The organism is Helicobacter pylori, assembly GCF_009689985.1.
GTDB classification, from domain to species: domain Bacteria; phylum Campylobacterota; class Campylobacteria; order Campylobacterales; family Helicobacteraceae; genus Helicobacter; species Helicobacter pylori_CG.
Genome location: NZ_QBAW01000002.1, coordinates 80,918 through 99,855, shown reverse-complemented (window position 1 = coordinate 99,855; position 18,938 = coordinate 80,918). Strand labels below are relative to the sequence as shown.

Annotated in this window: 18 protein-coding genes and 2 pseudogenes; 8 read left to right on the top strand and 12 right to left on the bottom strand. The window is 38.5% G+C overall.

From position 1 onward, the window contains the following. Positions 1 to 58: 58 nt before the first annotated feature. The 3 genes and pseudogenes from DBU79_RS02440 to DBU79_RS08030 form a co-directional block, all read right to left on the bottom strand. Positions 59 to 1,306: a glycosyltransferase family protein gene (locus tag DBU79_RS02440; protein ID WP_154411435.1), complete on the bottom strand. Its 1,248-nt coding sequence runs from the start codon at positions 1,304 to 1,306 to the stop codon at positions 59 to 61. A 3-nt stretch (positions 1,307 to 1,309) separates the two neighbouring features. Beyond that, positions 1,310 to 2,206, bottom strand: coding sequence for a DMT family transporter (locus tag DBU79_RS02435; RefSeq protein WP_108389588.1), 897 nt, complete (start codon positions 2,204 to 2,206; stop codon positions 1,310 to 1,312). Between the two features lie 54 nt (positions 2,207 to 2,260). Then, positions 2,261 to 2,481, bottom strand: a pseudogene (locus tag DBU79_RS08030) (hypothetical protein). Between the two features lie 95 nt (positions 2,482 to 2,576). Between DBU79_RS08030 and DBU79_RS02430 the strand changes: the two are divergent. Beyond that, complete coding sequence (locus tag DBU79_RS02430) at positions 2,577 to 3,038, top strand: hypothetical protein (protein WP_000301313.1); 462 nt, start codon at positions 2,577 to 2,579, stop codon at positions 3,036 to 3,038. An 87-nt stretch (positions 3,039 to 3,125) separates the two neighbouring features. On the opposite strand, the gene folP is transcribed toward DBU79_RS02430, so the two are convergent. From folP to DBU79_RS02400, 6 genes are all read right to left on the bottom strand, one after another. Continuing rightward, positions 3,126 to 4,268, bottom strand: coding sequence for a dihydropteroate synthase (folP, locus tag DBU79_RS02425; protein ID WP_154411434.1), 1,143 nt, complete (start codon positions 4,266 to 4,268; stop codon positions 3,126 to 3,128). Continuing rightward, positions 4,265 to 4,921, bottom strand: a complete 657-nt coding sequence (locus tag DBU79_RS02420; RefSeq protein ID WP_154411433.1) for a DNA polymerase III subunit delta' — start codon at positions 4,919 to 4,921, stop codon at positions 4,265 to 4,267. Before DBU79_RS02420 ends, folP begins: the two co-directional genes overlap by 4 nt. Next, positions 4,918 to 5,460, bottom strand: coding sequence for a HobA family DNA replication regulator (locus DBU79_RS02415; protein WP_000788244.1), 543 nt, complete (start codon positions 5,458 to 5,460; stop codon positions 4,918 to 4,920). The genes DBU79_RS02420 and DBU79_RS02415 overlap by 4 nt, the downstream gene beginning before the upstream one ends. Continuing rightward, a complete protein-coding gene (locus tag DBU79_RS02410; RefSeq protein WP_096523031.1) occupies positions 5,457 to 6,674 on the bottom strand; it encodes an aspartate kinase in 1,218 nt (405 codons plus the stop codon). The genes DBU79_RS02415 and DBU79_RS02410 overlap by 4 nt, the downstream gene beginning before the upstream one ends. Then, positions 6,668 to 7,141, bottom strand: coding sequence for an RNA pyrophosphohydrolase (locus DBU79_RS02405; RefSeq protein ID WP_154411432.1), 474 nt, complete (start codon positions 7,139 to 7,141; stop codon positions 6,668 to 6,670). The genes DBU79_RS02410 and DBU79_RS02405 overlap by 7 nt, the downstream gene beginning before the upstream one ends. 159 nt (positions 7,142 to 7,300) lie before the next feature. Then, positions 7,301 to 7,591: a c-type cytochrome gene (locus DBU79_RS02400; protein WP_000755889.1), complete on the bottom strand. Its 291-nt coding sequence runs from the start codon at positions 7,589 to 7,591 to the stop codon at positions 7,301 to 7,303. A gap of 95 nt (positions 7,592 to 7,686) precedes the next feature. Here DBU79_RS02400 and hemW point away from each other — a divergent pair, with 95 nt between their 5' ends. Continuing rightward, positions 7,687 to 8,724, top strand: coding sequence for a radical SAM family heme chaperone HemW (gene hemW, locus DBU79_RS02395; protein WP_195834212.1), 1,038 nt, complete (start codon positions 7,687 to 7,689; stop codon positions 8,722 to 8,724). 45 nt (positions 8,725 to 8,769) lie between these two features. Here the strand turns inward: hemW and crcB are convergent. From crcB to DBU79_RS02380, 3 genes and pseudogenes are all read right to left on the bottom strand, one after another. Beyond that, positions 8,770 to 9,161 (bottom strand): annotated as a pseudogene (crcB, locus tag DBU79_RS02390) (fluoride efflux transporter CrcB). Between the two features lie 46 nt (positions 9,162 to 9,207). Beyond that, positions 9,208 to 9,888, bottom strand: coding sequence for a uroporphyrinogen-III synthase (locus DBU79_RS02385; protein ID WP_154411429.1), 681 nt, complete (start codon positions 9,886 to 9,888; stop codon positions 9,208 to 9,210). 2 nt (positions 9,889 to 9,890) lie between these two features. After that, a complete protein-coding gene (locus DBU79_RS02380; RefSeq protein ID WP_060869138.1) occupies positions 9,891 to 10,223 on the bottom strand; it encodes a rhodanese-like domain-containing protein in 333 nt (110 codons plus the stop codon). A 71-nt stretch (positions 10,224 to 10,294) separates the two neighbouring features. Here DBU79_RS02380 and DBU79_RS02375 point away from each other — a divergent pair, with 71 nt between their 5' ends. The 6 genes from DBU79_RS02375 to DBU79_RS02345 all read left to right on the top strand — a co-directional run bounded on the left by DBU79_RS02375 (position 10,295) and on the right by DBU79_RS02345 (position 18,931). Beyond that, a complete protein-coding gene (locus DBU79_RS02375) occupies positions 10,295 to 13,135 on the top strand; it encodes an FAD-binding and (Fe-S)-binding domain-containing protein (protein WP_195834208.1) in 2,841 nt (946 codons plus the stop codon). Between the two features lie 40 nt (positions 13,136 to 13,175). Further along, the gene (locus tag DBU79_RS02370; protein WP_029567910.1) at positions 13,176 to 13,880 is read left to right on the top strand and encodes a di-trans,poly-cis-decaprenylcistransferase; all 705 of its coding nucleotides are present in this window, start codon (positions 13,176 to 13,178) and stop codon (positions 13,878 to 13,880) included. Next, positions 13,874 to 14,560: an ABC transporter ATP-binding protein gene (locus tag DBU79_RS02365; RefSeq protein WP_154411427.1), complete on the top strand. Its 687-nt coding sequence runs from the start codon at positions 13,874 to 13,876 to the stop codon at positions 14,558 to 14,560. The genes DBU79_RS02370 and DBU79_RS02365 overlap by 7 nt, the downstream gene beginning before the upstream one ends. A 311-nt stretch (positions 14,561 to 14,871) precedes the next feature. Then, a complete protein-coding gene (purD, locus tag DBU79_RS02355; RefSeq protein ID WP_154411426.1) occupies positions 14,872 to 16,146 on the top strand; it encodes a phosphoribosylamine--glycine ligase in 1,275 nt (424 codons plus the stop codon). A 41-nt stretch (positions 16,147 to 16,187) separates the two neighbouring features. Continuing rightward, entirely contained in the window at positions 16,188 to 16,667 is a 480-nt protein-coding gene (locus DBU79_RS02350) for an RDD family protein (protein ID WP_154411425.1), read from the top strand. Between the two features lie 2 nt (positions 16,668 to 16,669). After that, positions 16,670 to 18,931, top strand: a complete 2,262-nt coding sequence (locus DBU79_RS02345; RefSeq protein ID WP_154411424.1) for an LPS-assembly protein LptD — start codon at positions 16,670 to 16,672, stop codon at positions 18,929 to 18,931. Positions 18,932 to 18,938: the final 7 nt, after the last annotated feature.

Sequence of the window (18,938 nt, the reverse complement as noted above, 5' to 3'; positions counted from 1 at the left end):
TTTATTTTTAGAGTGTATTTTATCGTTTTTTAGATAAAACGCTTTTTAAAGAATTAATTTAATGGCGCACCAAACTATAAGATTGTAGAATTTTATCAGCGTAGATAATTGTAATATCAGGGCGTTTTTTAGAAATCTTAGTGTTAATCAGTCTTAACCTCCCCCCCTCTTTAATACCATAAAATTGAAGCCTTAAAGCGAGCTGTTTATCGTTAGTGCGGATTTGATGGATGCCCCTTAATTGCAAGGCTGTAGCGACTTCTTTGGCTAAGAAATGCCGGTTTAATAATTTTTCATTAGCGCCAGAAATTTTACTCCCCCATAAAAAAAGCGTTTCAGTGAGCATTAAAAGATACAAACTGAAAACGCGCAAATAATACTGACCCCTAAATTCCTTTAAACGCACCCTAAGGCTATTCAAAACGCTTTTAACAAACAAAGGCAAACCGATTAACGCTAAGGGGGCGAAAGTTCTTAAATCTATCTCTTGGCGCATGCTCAAAAGCAAAGGGAAAAGCCAACCGCTTGCGCTCATAAAGGCCAGTAACGATGGCTTTTTATCCAAAAGGGCTTTATAGAGCGTATAAGGGTAGTAGAGGAACAATAAGGGCGAATATAAAAGCATGAGTTCTAAACATGTGTCTATAAAATACCCACTAGGCAAGCCCTTATTGAAACTCCCGCTAAAAAGAGCGGTATTCACAATTAAAACCACCAAAATAAAGATCGCGCTCTTAAAATAGCGTTTTCTTAAAGCGTAGGCAAAAACCCCTAGTAAAAGCGGGATGAACGTGCCGTCTAAAAACGCGCAAGCGCTAAGGGTTAAATAAGGGATTTTTTGGGTTTTGATATATAAATAGCTAATCAAAAGCCCAAGGCTTAACACCAACACGCTTTTAGCCAATAAAATCGCAAAGAGATTCACTCCAGGCAATAAAGCGTAAGTCAATACCACATAGAGAGCGTCTTTAGGCTTTTTTAAAATCTTTCGCCCTATTAAATAAAATAAAAACATGTTAATGAGATGAGCGATCAAAAAAGGCAATCTCAAAGCCAAATCGTTTTGACCTAAAATGGCGGTGCTTTTTTGAGCGATTTGAACAAACCATGCGCTGCTATAAAAAAAATCCTTCGCTTCATTGTAGCTGATAGAAATTTCTTTACTCATCAACAGCCCCAAAGCCAGGACTAAAAAAACCATGACGATAAAGACTAAATCGCTTAAATCAAAGATTCTTGTTTTTTTCTCTGGATAAATAAAGTAGCTAAAATATAACAGAGCGCTTTGTAAGGGGCTTAGTTGCATGACTTAAATTTTTTTTAATTCTTTTAAAAGAGCGGGCAAGGCAATGAGTAAGCCTGAACATAAAATCAAAGCCACCCCCAAAGAGCTTTTAAGATCCAAAAATGTATCGCCCAAATACAGCCCAAACAACAGCCCCCAAACAATGCGGGTGTATTCAATCGGGGCAATGATTCCAGCAGGAGCGTTCATGTAAGCATAAGTTAAGAAATACTGCCCTAAAGTCCCGCTAATCCCTATTAAAGAAATCCACAAAATGTCTTCTTTTCTAGGGATATGAATGCCTGTGGATAAAAAAGGAATATCAATGAACATGCCCGCTAACCCAAGAAGGCTCATGCCAAAGGCGAACGCTAAAATCACGGCTTGTTTGTCATAATATTCCCTCAAATCCCTTAAAGTGATATACGCTAAAGACACAAAGATCCCGCTCAATAAGCCCATAATAATTTCAACCGGCCCCACATTTTCCACGCTAGGATCTGAAATCAACACCACCCCCACTAGCCCGATGCATGCAGAAATTAACGCGCTTCTTTTGAGCTTTTCTTTCAAAAGAAAAGGGGAAAGAAGCACCGTATAAATCGGCGCGCATTGCGAAAAAGCCGTTGCTGTAGCGAGCGAAATTTTTTCAATATTATAAAAAAACGCTAGCATGGCTAAACCCCCCACAACGACCCTAAAAGCGAGCTTTTTAAAACCGCCTTGTTTGTAACTCTTCAAGCGGTAGGGTTTGAAAGGATAAATAAGCAAGAGTAAAAGCGTCATGGTAATGGAGCGGTAAAACACATTTTCCATAGGGGAAAAATAATCCGCTGTGATTTTAACAAACGCGCTCATGATTCCAAAGCATAAATTCGCCAAGAGTATCATTGAAACGCCAAATAAAATGGTATTACGCATGCTTTTTGCTCATAGATTAAAGATTTTTAGGGTAGTTTAACCTAAAATCTCTAATTAAGACTTAAAGTTTTTAAGCTCTAAAAGTATAAAAGTTGCATTGATTGGTAAAATCATGTTATAACAATGTTCTAGGAGTTTTACCTTTTGTTTTGTCTAGAATCATTCTAGAAGCTTCAGCATTTCAAACTCCTTATAGAAATATGAAAACATAAAAACACGAATCCTTTTTGAAAATAAACTCCTAGACCCTTTTTAAAGGGTTTGAATGCCACTATTAGAAAACTCTTTTAAGCTTTTTAAATTTTTTTAGTCTCATTAGGGAATGGATTTTGCTTAATATCAGCGTAAAATTCAATTTCAGGAAATTCACATGGCTGTTTCTTCTATCAATCAGTTTGATTCTAACCTCTACGGGCTTTTAAACGCTAAAAGCGCTCCTAAAGAAGACCTAGCTCCTATTGAAAGCACAGAAAAAGTAGAGCGAGAAAAAAAGGACGCTCCAACAGAAAACCTCCCCTTTAACCCTGACAAGCGAGAGACTTACGGCTTTTTGGTTTTAGAATTGATGAGCGATAGAGAGTATGAGGCTTTTTTAAGGGCCACGGCCGGAATGGATGAGAGCCAAAAACGCCTTGCCGCTCAGTCGCTCTATAGTTTGACGGATTTTTATAATGGGAAATTCTCTAAAGAAGTGGAAAACGCCCCCAAACAACCGGTAAATGGCTTGCACAAAAAAGCCCTACAAACCTTTAACGCTACCAACCATAACGCTTTTTTGCAACGCTACCAAAACGCTTACAACAACCCTTCAACGATGGATGTGATCCTTTAAAGATTAATCAAGGATTGATCATTAAAAACGCTTTTGAGCGTTTTGATGATAACCAACGCCCAGCGGGATCAAAACTCAAATTTGGGTTCAATCCGTTTCTTCCAGACTCTTAAACACTTTGATTAAATCTATATGTTCATCAATATCATGCACTCTTAAAATACTCGCTCCATTTTGCAGCGCCATTAAATGCAAACTCAAAGTGCCAGCGAGCCGGTTTTGAACTTCACGCCCGGTGATAAGCCCGATCGTGTTTTTACGACTCGCTCCCACCAATAGGGGTTTTTTGAACTTAAGAAAGTGGCTTAAATGCTTGATTAAGGCTAAATTATGCTCTTTTAATTTAGCGAATCCAAACCCAATATCTAAAATAATATCTTGTAACGCATATTTTTCTAAAACCTCTAATTTTTCCTTAAAGAAGCGATCCATTTCATCAAACAAATTGTGGTAAAAAACATTTTCTTGCATGTCTTTGGGGGTTTTTTGAGCGTGCATTAAAATGCAAGTGGGCTGGTAATCTCTTGCGACTTCTAGCATTTCAATACTATTAAAACCGCTCACATCATTAAGGATGGAAAAACAATGCTCCAAAGCCATTTGGGCGGTTTTAGCATGGTAGGTGTCTATGCTAAAATGGGCGCATTGGTAGAGTTTTTGGGATTTGATTTCTAATAAAATTTCTTTTAAGCGATCCTGCTCTGTTTTTGGATCAATGATTTCACTCTGCGGTCTTGAACTAGCTGCGCCTATATCAATGAGCGTGATACCCTTTTCTAGTAATTGATAGATTTCTTCAAGTGCTTTTTTGCTATCAAAACGGCTCTTTTCATAGAAACTATCCGGCGTGAGATTCAAGATTGCCATGATCTGTGGGGCGTTAGGCTTAGGGGCTTTGAGATGGCTTTTTAATTCTTGCACTAAATGTTTAAGCCCAAAGGGTTGGGAATGGCACTTCACAATAAGGCGTTCTAATTGCTTAGCGCTCGCAATCAGCACCCCATCATAAAAAGGCTCTTTGGCTAAAATACAATCTCTTGGCGTGGCAAAATCGCCCCCAACGCTTATGGCCTCTTGCTTTAAAATGAGCGCAGCGCTTAAGGGCAGGTGTTGGATTTCAAAAACAAAGCTAACGCCTTTTTGGCGCATGCGATCTTGCGCGATCTTTTCTGGACCTATTTTTTGTAAAGCGTTTTTGAGCGCATCAGGGTTAAGGCGTTTTACAATCATGGCGTTTTCTTTTTGGATAAAAGGCTTAAAAGCAGGGGTAAAAGATTATAGCTGAGCTTGTAATAAGAGCTGTTAGCCTTGATCGCTAAGTCAAAGGCTTGCAATTCTTGCTCGCTCAAATAGATTTGGTGTCTGTGAATACTCTCTAACAGGCTTTCAATCCTTTCTCTCTGATTTTCTCTGGAATCAAAATTTTCTTTGTCTAAATTTTTTAAAAACGCATAAATGTCTTTCAAATCCAACCTAGATAAATCCAAATCCAAAGGTTTTAGGGGGATTTTTTGGCGTTTGTCTTCTTTGATCAAGCGGGATTTAATGGTGGCTAAAACATGGTTTGGGCTTTTAGCAAACATGATAAAACAAACATTATTTGGGGGTTCTTCTAAAATTTTTAAAAGCGCGTTTTGGGCTTCTATGCCATAGCTGGGCGCAGCGATTAAAAAGGCGTTTGGTTCGCTGTGTTTTAAATGAGCTTTTGAAATAACTTCTTTGGCATGCTCTATTTTAAAATCCTTGTTAAAAGTTTTGATCACCTTTTTGTCTTTTTCAATGATCTCGGTGTAGAATTTAATGTGGCACCTGAAAAGACTTGCAACCTCTTCTAGGCTCTCTTCAAGATTGTCCGTATAAATAAGGCGGTTGAAGTTTTTCACAGAGTGATCTTATTGTATAGCGTGCTAAAAAGCGCGTTTTCAAAGAGTTTGAAGAGTTGCAATAATTTATAATCCAATAAGATGTCATGCTCTTTTAAAAGCAAGCAATCTTCTTTAAGCTCTTCAAAAAGCCATAAAAAACTAGGGATTTTACTCAGTAGTATCGTTTTCAAGCCTTCATTTTCAACCCTCCCAACATGCCAAAACATGGGGTTTTGATAAGTCATCTCTATGGTGGCTAGAGAGAGATTTGCGTCGTTTTTGGGGTAGAAAGAAGAAGCGTTAAAATCAATGACTGACAATAAGGGGCGCTCTTTTAAATCTTTGGGGTTTAGGTTAGAAAGAATGTAATTTAAAAACCAATGCCTAGAAGAATCAGCGCTCACTAACAGCGATCCGCCATTAAGCACATGCGAGATGGTTTGCGCAATAAGTTTGGCATAACTGGATCGCTCCAATTCCAACCACCCGCTTTGTTGGGCGATAAATTCCCCTTGATCGCGCACAAATTCCTTAATCCAGTCGTAGAAATTTTTCATTGATCCAGTTGATACACCGCATGCAAAGTTCTAACGGCTAATTCAGCGTATTTAATATCAATCAAAACCGAAATTTTAATCTCGCTTGTAGAAATCATCATGATATTGATATTGTCTTTGGCTAGGGCTTTAAAAGCGATACTTGCTACCCCAGAATGCGACTTCATGCCCACGCCCACTATGGAAACTTTAGCGATATTTTCATCATAATCAATGGAATCCATTTGCGCTAAAAAAGGCTTTAAGGCTTGCTTGGTTTCTTCTATTTGGGTTTTAACGATCGTAAAATCCAAATCGGTTTTCCCGTCTCTGCCGATCGTTTGGACGATCATATCCACATTAATACGATACTCCGCTAAAGCGCCAAAGATTTCAGCGGCAATGCCTGGCCTGTCTTCTACGCCCTCCATGCTCACACGAGCCTGATTTTTATCCAATGCGATCCCACTCACTATAGGGGTTTCCATGCGTTCTCCTTTAAAGTCTTTTTCAGCCACAATGAGCGTGCCTTCACTATGGTTAAACGAATTGCGAGTCACTAACTTCACGCTGAGTTTTTTGGCCAATTCTACCGAGCGGTTTAATAAAACTTTAGCCCCCATAGAAGCCAGTTCAAGCATTTCATCATAGCTGATTTGCGTGATTTTTTGAGCCTTTTCTTCAATGCGCGGATCAGTGGTATAAATGCCATCCACATCCGTATAAATTTCGCACAAATGCGCTTTTAAAGCCCCGGCTAAAGCGACCGCGCTCAAATCGCTCCCCCCACGCCCTAAAGTCGTTGTTTCGCCTTGAATATCAGCGCCTTGAAACCCAGCGATCACCACAATGTAGTTTTTTTCTAAAAGCTCTGCGATGCGTTTGGTGTCAATGGATTGGATCACGGCGTTTTGAAAATGCGAGCTGGTTAAAATGCCTGCTTCTTTCCCGCTCAATGAAATGGCTCTATGCCCATACCTTTCTAACGCCATGCTCAAAGCCGCGCTTGAAATCAATTCCCCCGTGCTTACAATCCTATCCATTTCTCGCTTGTTAGGGTTATGGCTAAAATTCTTGCCAAATTCTAAAAGCCTATCGGTTTCGCCGCTCATCGCCGAAACCACCACCACCACCTGATGCCCTAATTTAACGCTTTCTAAAACCCTTTGAGCGACATTGTGGATCCTTTCCACGCTACCCATGCTCGTGCCACCGTATTTTTGAACGATTAACACCCTAAATACCCCTCTCTTTTGAAATAAGCAATGACTTGGCGATACACTTGACGTTTAAAGGGAACGATTTTTTTAAGCAAATCCTTAAGGTGAATGAATTGATAGGCTCTAAATTCTGGCGTGTGTTTGTTCAAATCAATGTTGTTGGCATGCTTTAGGCGCACTAAAAAATAGCGTTGCTTTTGCCCGTCAAACGAATAGAATTTATGCTCCATATTGCTTGGGAAATCATAGGCGATCCATCTAGGGTATTGCGCTAAAATCTCTATTTCATTCGTGCCAATTTCTTCTAATAATTCTCTATGGAGTGCTTCTAAAGGGGTTTCGCCCTCATCAATGCCCCCTTGGGGGAATTGCCACGCCCCCTCAATATCTATGCGCTCAGCGATAAAAATTTCGCATGTGTTAGGGTAATTTGGCGACATGATAATGGCCGCAACATTAGGACGATATTTCTTATGTAGCATAGGTCTTTATTTTAGCTCTTTCTTGTTTGATTAAGATCGTATTATAGTGCATGCTGGCTTTAAGTAGGGTTAAGAACGCCATTAAAATCAAAAATTAAAAAAAAGGGCTTGAAACTCATTTTAATAGCACCCAAACAGTGCTATTAAAACTAAAAGGGTTTATTTGAGAGTGGGGATGTATTTGGCTAAAGCTTTGATATCTTCATCGCTCAATTTTTTAGCTTGTGCGGTCATGACAGGATTCTTGTTGGCACCGCTTTTAAAATCCATAAGATCTTTTTCAATTTCTGCTTCACTCATCATATTAACGATTTTGCTTTTGCCTAAAGCTTTCTTTTCAAACTTAACCCCATGGCAAGCGGCACAAGTTTTTGCAAGAGCCTTAACATCTGTTGCCATTAAAGCGTTTGCGAACGCTAAAACGCCTAAAGCCATAATAACCTTTTTCATAGTTTGTCTCCTCATGCTTATCAAAATAATCTTAAAATGATACAATTACAAGTTTAAGTTTCGCTTAAAATGAAATGAAAATGAGAGAAATAAATATGATTTTATACATTCATATCCCCTTTTGTGAAAATAAATGCGGTTATTGCGCTTTCAATTCCTATGAAGATAAGCATGGGCTAAAAGAAGAATACACTCAAGCGCTATGCCTGGATTTAAAGCATGCCTTAAGCCAAACTGATGAACCCATTGAGAGCGTTTTTATTGGCGGCGGCACGCCTAACACTTTAAGCGTGAAGTCTTTTGAAAGGATTTTTGAAAGCATCCATCAAAATGCAAGCTTGAGCATGGATTGTGAGATCACCACTGAAGCTAACCCCGAATTGATTTCTAAAGCTTGGTGTCAAGGCTTAAAAGATTTAGGGATCAACCGCTTGAGTTTAGGGGTGCAAAGTTTTAGGGAGGATAAATTATTGTTTTTAGAGCGCCAACATTCCAAAAATATCGCTCCTGTGATAGAAACTATTTTAAAAAGCGGGATTGAAAATATCAGCATTGATTTGATTTATAACACCCCATTAGACAATGAAAACTCTCTAAAAGAAGAACTAAAACTCGCTAAAGAACTCCCTATCAACCACTTGAGCGCTTATGCTTTGAGTATTGAAAAAAACACGAATTTAGAAAAAAACGCCAAAAAACCCTCATGCACCAATTTTGACAATGTGGTAAAAGAGGTTTTAGAGGGCTTTTCTTTCAAGCAATACGAAGTGTCTAATTACGCTAGAAATTACCAAGTCAAGCACAATTTAGCTTACTGGGGGGCTAAAGATTATTTAGGGTGCGGGGCTGGGGCTGTAGGCTGCGTGGCGAATGAGCGCTTTTATGCGAAAAAACTCATAGAAAATTACATCAAAGACCCCCTAAAACGCCAAATTGAGACGCTTAGCGAACAGGACAAGCGATTAGAAAAGCTGTTTTTAGGCTTGAGGTGCGTGCTGGGGGTTGAGCTTAGTTTCTTAGATGAAAATAAAGTAAAGTTTTTGATTGAAGAAAACAAGGCTTCCATTAAAAATGACCGATTGGTAGCGAGCGATTTTTTCATGGCCGATGAAATGGCTTTGTGGCTATTGTAAGGCTCTGCTTTAATAAAGCGTTAATGAAACGCTAGAAAGCGTTTTTTAATTAATGCCTACAAAATTTTAGCCAAAAGCCAACCAATGGCTACCCCAATAAGCCCTAAAATGTTAGTGCCTAAGGCATAGGAAATGGCTTCAATGTATTGGGATTTTTGCAAGAGCTTTAAAGTGTCTAGCCCGTAAGAAGAAAAGGTCGTAAAACCCCCTAAAACCCCAGTGACAAAGAAAATCCCAAAATCATCGCCAAAAACTTTTTTAACAGCCAAATGCCCCATAAAGCCGATGACAAAACACCCTATGACATTCACGCTAAAAGTCCCTAAAGGGAAACTTTCAAACATTAAAAATTTACTGGGCATCATTTTGCCCACAAAATACCTTAACGAACTCCCTATAGCCCCCCCTAAAGCGGCCCATAAAAAGACAAAATTCATGCATCATCCTTTAAAAAATAACTGAGAGCATTATAATGAGATGTTTTTAACATTCCTTAATTCTCAAACTTAAAGCCAGTTCTAAACACGCTTCTAAGGAGGGCTTTTTGGCGGTATAACTTTGAATGCCTTGCTCTTGCAAATAAAGAGCGGTCGTGTTGCCAATGCTTATAGCGGTGTAATTTTCTAAAAATTCAAAATAGTGTAAAAAGGCTTTTGCATGGCTTATGGCGGTAAAAATAAGAATACTCTTTTCTTTGGGTTTTAGGGCGTTTTGTTCGCTTAAGGTTAAATGTTTGAGCTTGTTTTCATAAACAACGGCTTGCTTGAAATCAATGCCATGCTCTAAAAGAAGGGTGTCTAAAGAAGAGGCAATTTCTTTTGCCCTAAGATACAAAACGCTTTTTTTTTCCAATAAAGGGATGATTTCTTGAACGAACTCTTTACCATGGGCTTTTTCCCCTATAAAGGCGACTTTAAAATGGTGATCTTGTAAGGTTTTTGCGGTGGGTTCGCTCAAAGCGTAAGCAGGAATGTTTTGTAAAATTTGGAGTTTGGGGCTGTTTTTTAGAGTTTCTAGCAAGGAAAACACCGCATTTTTAGAAGTGAAAATGAGAGCGTTAAAAGGGGTTGGATCTAATTCTAAGGGATAGTAGCAGAATTCATTTAAAATGAGAGTCTTATAAGGGGCGATTCTTTGAGAATGCACCCATACAATCTCCCTCATGCCTAGTTTTTCTTACCGCAAGTGTCATCATAGACCATTCTAAAGCCGTATTTTTCAAAATCATAGACATTGCCTTCTAAATAATAGGGCGTATAGCCTAATTCATGCATGCTTTTAGCCGCATCTAAAGCCCTGCGGCCAGCCCTGCAATGGAGCAACACTTTTTTATCTTTGTGCTGGGATAAAAAATCAGCGAGCTTTTCTTGGTCATTAACGCTAATGAGCGTAGCGTTAGGCAAATGCAATTCTTCATATTCATCCAGCTCGCGCACATCTACGACAACAAAATCATTGAAATTGACTTCTTCTAAACTGATTGCATAATCTTCAAGCATGTTTATCCTTAATTTTTAAAGTAAGGTTATGTTACAATGATTTGATAAATAGGAATGTTTAAGGAGTGCACATGGAGGAAAATTATCATGCTTTTTTTACCGAAGCGAGCGGGTTTTTAAACGATAGGGTTTTTAAGGATTATTTACGCCGTTTGGCTTATGGCATTGATGCGTCATGTTATCGTTATATCCCTAAAATAGTTGCTTGGGTGAAAGATGAAGAAGAAGTCCAAAAGCTTTGTGTTTTAGCCAAAAAGCATGGCATTTCATTGACTTTTAGAGCGGCTGGGAGTTCTTTATCAGGGCAAGCGATCTGTGATGGGGTGCTAGTGATGGCTACGCATTTTTTCAAAGACGCTAAAATTTTAAATAACGCTACAAGCATCCAGCTCTCATGCGGGGTCATAGGAAGTAACGCGAACGCTTTATTGAAACCTTACCATAAAAAAATAGGCCCGGATCCCTCTACGATAAACGTTGCTATGATAGGGGGGATTGTCGCTAATAACGCTAGTGGGATGTGTTGCGGGGTGGAGCAAAACAGCTACAAAACCCTAAAATCCTTAAGAGTCATTTTAGCTGATGGCACTCTTTTAGACACCGCCAATCAAGAGAGCGTTGAAAATTTCAAAAACGCGCGCAAAGATTTGATTGAAGGGGTTTTAAACTTAAGAAAAGAGATCTTAAAAGATAAAGAATTGCATGCTCTCATTAAGAAAAAATACGAGATCAAAAACACCACCGGCTACAGCTTAAACGCTCTCATTGATTTTGAAGATCCTATTGAAATCATTAGCCATTTATTCATAGGCTCTGAGGGGACTTTAGGCTTTATTTCAAGCGTGGAATTAGAATGCGTGAAAGACTACGCTTATAAAACTTGCGCGTTATTGTTTTATGAAAATTTAGAGCAATGCGCCAAAGCCGCTCAAATTTTAGCCGCTTTAAAAGCCAAACAACCCGAAATGATTTCTTCAGCAGAGCTTATGGATTATGCGTGCTTAAAAAGCGTGAAAGGTTTGGAGGGCATGCCCAGAGCGATTTTAGAAATCAAAGAGCCTAACGCATGCTTACTCATTCAAAGCGAAAGCGATGATCCTTTAACTTTAGAAAACAACATGCAAACGATTTTAAACGCTTTGAGCGCAATACCGGTCGTTTTAGATTCTCAAATCAGCAGTGATCCTACTATTTATCAATCGTGGTGGAAGATCAGAAAGGGCATTTTCCCTATCGCAGCGTCTCAAAGAAAAAGCCAAAGCTCTGTGATCATTGAAGACGTGTGCTTTAGTCAAGAAAATTTTGTAGAGGGGGCAAAAGCGATTGAAGGGCTTTTAAAAAAACATGGCTTTAAGGATAATGGCATTATTTTTGGGCATGCGTTAAGCGGGAATTTGCACTTTGTCGTTACGCCGATTTTAGAAAATGAAACTGAAAGAAAAGCGTTTGAAAATTTAGTTTCTGACATGTTTTTAATGGTGAGCAAAAGCTCTGGCTCTATTAAAGCCGAGCATGGCACAGGCAGGATGGTAGCCCCTTTTGTGGAAATGGAGTGGGGGGAAAAAGCCTATAAAATCCACAAACAAATCAAAGAATTGTTTGATCCTAGTGGCATTTTAAACCCTGATGTGATCATCACAAACAATAAAGAAATCCACACTAAAAATTTAAAGAGCATTCACCCTATTGAAGAGCATTTGGACATGTGCATGGAATGCGGGTTTTGTGAAAGGGTTTGCCCTAGCAAAGATCTATCTTTAACGCCACGACAACGAATCGTTATCCACAGAGAGGTAGAGCGTTTAAAAGAAAGGGTGAGTCATGGCCATCATGAAGATCAAGTTTTATTAGATGAGCTTTTAAAAGAGTCTGAATATTTAGCGCACGCCACTTGCGCGGTGTGCCATATGTGTTCTACCCTATGCCCTTTAGGAATTGATACCGGAAAGATCGCTCTAAATTATTATCAAAAAAACCCTAAAGGCGAAAAGATCGCTTCAAAGATCCTTAATCACATGCAAACAACCACAAGCGCGGCTCGTTTTTCTTTAAAAAGCGCTCGCTTAGTTCAAAATCTCATAGGCTCTCACAACTTAGTGAGCCTAACTAAAGGGATTAAAAAATTCATCAAGCCTTTCCCTAAAGCCTTTAATTACATGCCCAAAAACAACGCCTATCCTTTAGAAAATAAAACGCTTAAGAGCGAAGAAAAAGTCATTTATTTCAGCACTTGCATCAACCGCTCGTTCGCTCCATCAACCAAAATGGCGGATAAAAGATGCATTCAAGAAGTGTTTGAATCCTTATGCCAAAAAGCCAAAGTTTCGGTAATGTATCCTGATGGATTGAATGCGCTTTGTTGCGGGAAAGCCTTTATCAATTACACCGACTTGACCAAACAAAACAATGAAAAAAACCATGCGATTTTTTTACAATTAAGCGATAAGGGAAAAATACCGATCGTTTTAGACCATAGTGCATGTTCGACGCATTTTTTCAAGCAAATGAAAGCTTATAAGGATTTGAAAGTCTATGATTTGAGCGTCTATATTGAAGAAGTTTTAAGCCCTAAATTAAAATTCAACCCCATTAACGAAGACATAGGGCTATACACGATGTGTGCTTTAAAGTTAGAAAATAAAGAGGAGTTATTACTCAATTTGGCTAAAAAATGCACTTTGGGCGAGATTGTTATCCACAAAGAGACGGGTTGTTGCGGCTTTGCGGGGAATAAGGGCTTTTTTACCCCTGAATTGAACGAGAGCGCTTTAAACGGCTTTCAAGCGTTTTACCAATCCTATGATCTTAAAAGGGGTTTTTCCACTTCCAGCACTTGCGAGATCGGTTTGAGTGAAAAAACCCACTTTTCTTGGCAGCATATCGCTTATTTAGTGGATGCTTGCACGCTTTAAATGGTGTATAATTGAAGAATTTCTTTAAAGGGTAAAGGCATTGGATAACACTCTCAAACATCTTGCCATTATTATGGATGGTAATGGCAGGTGGGCTAAATTAAAGAATAAAGCTAGGGCTTATGGGCATAAAAAGGGCGTAAAAACCCTTAAAGACATTACGATCTGGTGCGCTAATCATAAGCTAGAATGCTTGACTTTATACGCTTTTTCTACAGAAAATTGGAAACGCCCTAAAAGTGAAGTGGATTTTTTAATGAAAATGCTTAAAAAATACCTTAAAGATGAGCGATCCACTTATTTGGATAATCACATACGCTTTAAAGCGATAGGGGATTTAGAGGGCTTTTCTAAAGAATTGAGAGACACGATCTTGCAACTTGAAAACGATACCAGGCATTTTAAGGATTTTACGCAAGTTTTAGCCCTCAATTACGGATCTAAAAACGAGATTTCAAGGGCATTTAAAAGCTTGCTAGAAAGCCCGCCTAGCAATATAAGCCTTTTAGAAAGTTTAGAAAATGAAATTTCTAATCGTTTAGACACGCACAATTTGCCAGAAGTGGATTTATTGTTACGAACGGGGGGGGAAATGCGCTTGTCTAATTTTTTATTGTGGCAGTCTAGCTATGCGGAATTGTTTTTCACGCCGATTTTATGGCCTGATTTCACCCCTAAAGATTTAGAAAATATCATTAGCGATTTTTACAAAAGAGTGCGCAAATTCGGGGAATTAAAATGCTAGTAGAAATAGAGAATTTGACTAAAACTTATGGGAGTTTAAAAGCGTTAGATAATATCAATTTGAAACTACCCAAACAGCAATTTATAGGGCTTTTAGGCCCTAATGGGGCGGGTAAAACCACTCTGTTAAAAATTTTAGCCGGATTGAATTTGAACTATCAAGGGGAAGTGAAAATTTTAAATCAAAAGATCGGCATAGAAACTAAAAAAAGCGTGGCGTTTTTAAGCGATGGCGATTTTTTAGACCCTAAATTAACGCCTTTAAAAGCGATCGCTTTTTACAAGGATTTTTTTAGCGATTTTGATTCATCAAAAGCCCTAGATTTGCTGAAACGCTTTAGCGTGCCTTTAAAAAGAGAGTTTAAAGCCCTTTCAAAAGGCATGAGGGAAAAATTACAGCTGATTTTAACCCTATCACGAAACGCTTCTTTGTATCTTTTTGATGAGCCGGTGGCTGGGATTGACCCTATTGCAAGAGAAGAGATTTTTGAACTCATCGCTAAGGAATTTAGCCAAAACGCAAGCTTGTTAGTTTCTACGCATTTGGTGGTGGATGTGGAAAAGTATTTAGACAGAGCGATTTTTTTAAAAGAGGCTAAAGTGGTGGCTTTTGGGGATGTGGGAGAATTGAAAAAAGGGTATAGCAGTTTGGAAATGGCGTATAAAGAAAGGTTGAAATAAATCAGTCAGTTTGTCTTAAAACGCCCAAACGCCAATCAAAACTATCACAGATCGCTTGAATATTTTTGCATGGAATTTCTTTAAAATTTAAGTATAATTGTAAGCATCGCCTAGATGATTCGTGTTTCTTATTGATGGCAAGTTCGTTGAAAAAATAAGTTAGGCTAAGGTAGTGGTTTTTGTGTGATGGCATTTTTTAAATCTGCCCCTAAGAAAATTCTCCTAGCCTTATTAGTGTAGGTTTGTTGAACTTATGCGCATGTAAAAGTAGCGGTCATCTGGGTTTTAAACGACCGCATTTTAGGGAAGACATGAAAGATAACAATAACTATAATGTTTTAATTGTGGGTAATAAGGGGCGAGAGTATGCTTTGGCTCAAAGGCTTCAGCAAGATGAGCGAGTGAATGCTTTGTATTTTTGTTTGGGTAATGGTGGCACTCAAGATTTAGGCGAGAATCTGGAATGCGAACATTACGAGCACATCGTGGAATTAGCCCTGAAAAAACAGATCCATTTAGCCATCATTTCAGAAGAAAAGCTTTTGATTTTAGGGCTTACAGAAATGCTAGAAAAAGCGGGGATTTTAGTGTTTGGGGCTTCTAAAGAAGCGGCTAAGTTAGAGGCTTCTAAAAGCTATATGAAGGCTTTTGTTAAAGAGTGCGGTATCAAAAGTGCGTCTTACTTTGAAACAAACGATTTAAAAGAAGCTCTCAATTACATTCAAAACGCTTCCTTCCCTTTAGTCATTAAAGCGTTGAATAAAAACACAAGCATTGTCCATCATCAAGAAGAAGCGCTAAAAATCCTTGAAGACGCTTTCAAACAAAATAATGAGCCTGTGATCATAGAGCCTTTTTTAGAGGGGTTTGAGCTTTCAGTTACAGCGCTCATAGCCAACGATGATTTTATCTTGTTGCCCTTTTGCCAGAACTACAAACGCTTATTAGAGGGGGATAATGGAGTCAATACAGGGGGTATGGGGGCCATCGCTCCTGCAAACTTTTTCTCTAATGAATTAGAAGAGAAGATAAAAAATCATATCTTTAAACCTGCTTTAGAGAAATTTCAGGCTGATAACACGCTTTTTAAAGGGGTTTTACTCGCTGAAATTGTGGTCATAGAAGAAAAGGGCGTTTTAGAGCCGTATTTATTGGATTTTAGCGTGCGTTTTAAAGATATTGAATGCCAGACGATTTTACCCCTTTTAGAAAGCTCGCTTTTAGATTTGTGTTTGGCTACAGCCAAAGGGGAATTAAATTCTCTTGAATTGGTGTTTTCTAAAGAATTTGTGATGAGTGTCGCGCTTGTTTCTAGGAATTACCCCACCAGCTCTTCGCCCAAACAAACCCTTTATATTGATCCGGTTGATGAAAAAAAGGGCCATTTGATTTTAGGGGAGGTGGAGCAGGATAACGGCGTGTTTGAAAGCAGTGGGGGGAGAGTGATCTTTGCCATTGGCAGAGGAAAATCCTTATTAGAAGCCAGAAACCATGCTTATGAAATCGCTCAAAAGGTGCATTTTGAAGGCATGTTTTATCGCAAGGATATTGGTTTTAAGGTGTTAGATTTGAAAGAATACTCTTGAAGTTTAAGACAAACCAAAGAGTTTGTCTTGTTTGTTTTTGAATGCGCTCTCCAAATTTAGAAAAAGAAGAAACTGAAATCATAGAAACACTCCTTATGTGTGAAAAAATGCGTTTATGCCCCTTATATTGGCGCATCTTAGCGTTTTTAACCGATGGTTTGTTGGTGGCGTTTTTATTAAGCGATCTTTTAAGGGCGTGCGATTTCTTGCATTCTTTATACTGGCTGGCTAACCCCATTTATCATGGCGTGTTTGTTGCGATGGGTTTTATCATCTTGTATGGCGTTTATGAAACCTTTTTTGTGTGTTTGTGCAAGATGAGTTTGGCTAAACTGGTTTTTAGGATTAAAATTATTGATATTTATTTAGCAGATTGCCCAAGTAGGGCTATTTTATTGAAGCGTTTAGGGTTAAAGATCGTGGTTTTTCTATGCCCCTTTTTATGGTTTGTAGTGTTTAAAAACCCCTATCATAGGGCGTGGCATGAAGAAAAAAGCAAAAGTCTTTTGGTGTTAATTTAATCATGATCTATTGGTTGTATTTGGTGGTCTTTTTTTTGTTGGGTGCATTAGACGCTAAAGAAATCGCTATGCAACGATTTGACAAACAAAACCATAAGATTTTTGAAATCCTTGCGGATAAAGTGAGCGCTAAAGACAATGTGATAACCGCATCAGGGAATGCGATCTTATTGAATTATGATGTGTATATTTTAGCGGACAAGGTGCGTTATGATACCAAGACTAAAGAAGCGTTATTAGAGGGGAATATCAAGGTTTATAAGGGCGAGGGCCTACTCATTAAAACCGATTATGTGAAATTGAGTTTGAATGAAAAATATGAAATCATTTTCCCCTTTTATGTCCAAGATAGCGTGAGCGGGATTTGGGTGAGCGCGGATATTGCTAGCGGGAAGGATCAAAAATATAAGATTAAAAACATGAGCGCTTCAGGGTGCAGCATTGACAACCCCATTTGGCATGTCAATGCGACTTCAGGCTCATTCAACATGCAAAAATCGCATTTGTCTATGTGGAATCCTAAGATCTATGTCGGCGATATTCCTGTATTGTATTTGCCCTATATTTTCATGTCCACGAGCAATAAAAGAACTACCGGGTTTTTATACCCTGAGTTTGGCACTTCCAATTTAGACGGCTTTATTTATTTGCAACCATTTTATTTAGCCCCCAAAAACTCATGGGATATGACCTTTACCCCACAAATCCGTTATAAAAGGGGTTTTGGCTTGAATTTTGAAGCGCGCTACATCAACTCTAAAGACGACAGGTTTTTATTCAATGCGCGCTATTTTAGGAATTACACTCAATATGTCAAACGCTATGATTTGAGGAATCAAAATATCTATGGGTTTGAATTTTTAAGCTCTAGTAGGGACACTCTACAAAAATACTTTCATCTTAAGTCTAATATTGACAATGGGCATTACATTGACTTTTTATACATGAATGATTTGGACTACGTGCGTTTTGAAAAGGTCAATAAGCGTATCACGGACGCCACGCACATGTCTAGGGCGAATTACTACTTGCAAACAGAAAACCATTATTACGGCTTGAATATCAAGTATTTTTTAAACTTGAATAAAATCAACAATAACCGCACTTTCCAATCTGTCCCTAATTTGCAATACCATAAATATTTAAATTCTTTGTATTTTAAAAATTTGTTGTATTCGGTGGATTATCAGTTTAGAAACACCGCAAGAGAGATCGGTTATGGCTATGTGCAAAACGCTTTGAATGTGCCGGTGGGCTTGCAATTTTCTTTGTTTAAAAAGTATTTGTCTATAGGGCTTTGGAATGATCTCCAACTATCTAATGTGGCTTTAATGCAATCTAAAAATTCCTTCGTGCCTACGATCCCTAATGAATCAAGGGAATTTGGGAACTTTGTGTCTTCAAATTTTTCCATGTATGTCAATACGGATTTAGCCAGAGAATACAACAAGCTTTTCCACACGATCCAATTGGAAGCGATTTTCAACATCCCTTATTACACCTTTAAAAACGGCTTATTTTCTCAAAACATGTACGCTTTAAGCGCGCAAGCCTTAAACAGCTACACTTCGCCTTTATTGATGAATTATGATTATCAAGGGCGTTTGTATGACTCTGTGTGGAATCCTAACAGCATTTTACCTAGCGATGCGAGCAATAAGACGGTGAATTTAACCCTAACGCAATACCTTTATGGCTTAGGGGGGCAAGAGTTATTGTATTTTAAAATATCGCAACTCATCAATCTTGACGATAAAGTTTCGCCCTTCAGGATGCCATTAGAGAGCAAGATTGGGTTTTCGCCCTTAACAGGATTGAATATCTTTGGGAATGTCTTTTATTCGTTTTATCAAAACCGCCTAGAAGAAATCTCTGTGAACGCCAATTACCAACGCAAGTTTTTAAGCTTTAACCTTTCTTATTTTCTAAAAAACAATTTTAGCAGCGGGATTAATAGCATTGTAGAAAATCCTGCGGATTATTTAAAGGCGGGTTTTAGCAACGAATTTGGCTATTTTTCCATGAGCGCGGATGTGGGTTATGACATTAGAAATAATGTGATTTTAAATTGGAATGTGGGGATTTATAAAAAAATCCGTTGTTTTGGGATTGGCTTTCAATTCGTCAACCAACGACGCCCTATCCTCACCGGCGATCCCAACCAGCCTATAAGAGTGTTTGAAAATAACTATGTTAAGCTAGAATTAGACTTTTCACCGATCACTAAAACCAATGTAACTTACCGCTCTTTGCAGCGTAAGTGAGAAAAGG

Coding starts and splice junctions, on each gene's coding strand:
- DBU79_RS02440 (WP_154411435.1), bottom strand. CDS start 1,306: ATGCAACTAAGCCCCTTACAAAGCGCTCTGTTATATTTTAGCTACTTT.
- DBU79_RS02435 (WP_108389588.1), bottom strand. CDS start 2,206: ATGCGTAATACCATTTTATTTGGCGTTTCAATGATACTCTTGGCGAAT.
- DBU79_RS02430 (WP_000301313.1), top strand. CDS start 2,577: ATGGCTGTTTCTTCTATCAATCAGTTTGATTCTAACCTCTACGGGCTT.
- folP (WP_154411434.1), bottom strand. CDS start 4,268: ATGATTGTAAAACGCCTTAACCCTGATGCGCTCAAAAACGCTTTACAA.
- DBU79_RS02415 (WP_000788244.1), bottom strand. CDS start 5,460: ATGAAAAATTTCTACGACTGGATTAAGGAATTTGTGCGCGATCAAGGG.
- DBU79_RS02405 (WP_154411432.1), bottom strand. CDS start 7,141: ATGCTACATAAGAAATATCGTCCTAATGTTGCGGCCATTATCATGTCG.
- DBU79_RS02400 (WP_000755889.1), bottom strand. CDS start 7,591: ATGAAAAAGGTTATTATGGCTTTAGGCGTTTTAGCGTTCGCAAACGCT.
- hemW (WP_195834212.1), top strand. CDS start 7,687: ATGATTTTATACATTCATATCCCCTTTTGTGAAAATAAATGCGGTTAT.
- DBU79_RS02385 (WP_154411429.1), bottom strand. CDS start 9,888: ATGAGGGAGATTGTATGGGTGCATTCTCAAAGAATCGCCCCTTATAAG.
- DBU79_RS02380 (WP_060869138.1), bottom strand. CDS start 10,223: ATGCTTGAAGATTATGCAATCAGTTTAGAAGAAGTCAATTTCAATGAT.
- DBU79_RS02375 (WP_195834208.1), top strand. CDS start 10,295: ATGGAGGAAAATTATCATGCTTTTTTTACCGAAGCGAGCGGGTTTTTA.
- DBU79_RS02365 (WP_154411427.1), top strand. CDS start 13,874: ATGCTAGTAGAAATAGAGAATTTGACTAAAACTTATGGGAGTTTAAAA.
- purD (WP_154411426.1), top strand. CDS start 14,872: ATGAAAGATAACAATAACTATAATGTTTTAATTGTGGGTAATAAGGGG.
- DBU79_RS02350 (WP_154411425.1), top strand. CDS start 16,188: ATGCGCTCTCCAAATTTAGAAAAAGAAGAAACTGAAATCATAGAAACA.
- DBU79_RS02345 (WP_154411424.1), top strand. CDS start 16,670: ATGATCTATTGGTTGTATTTGGTGGTCTTTTTTTTGTTGGGTGCATTA.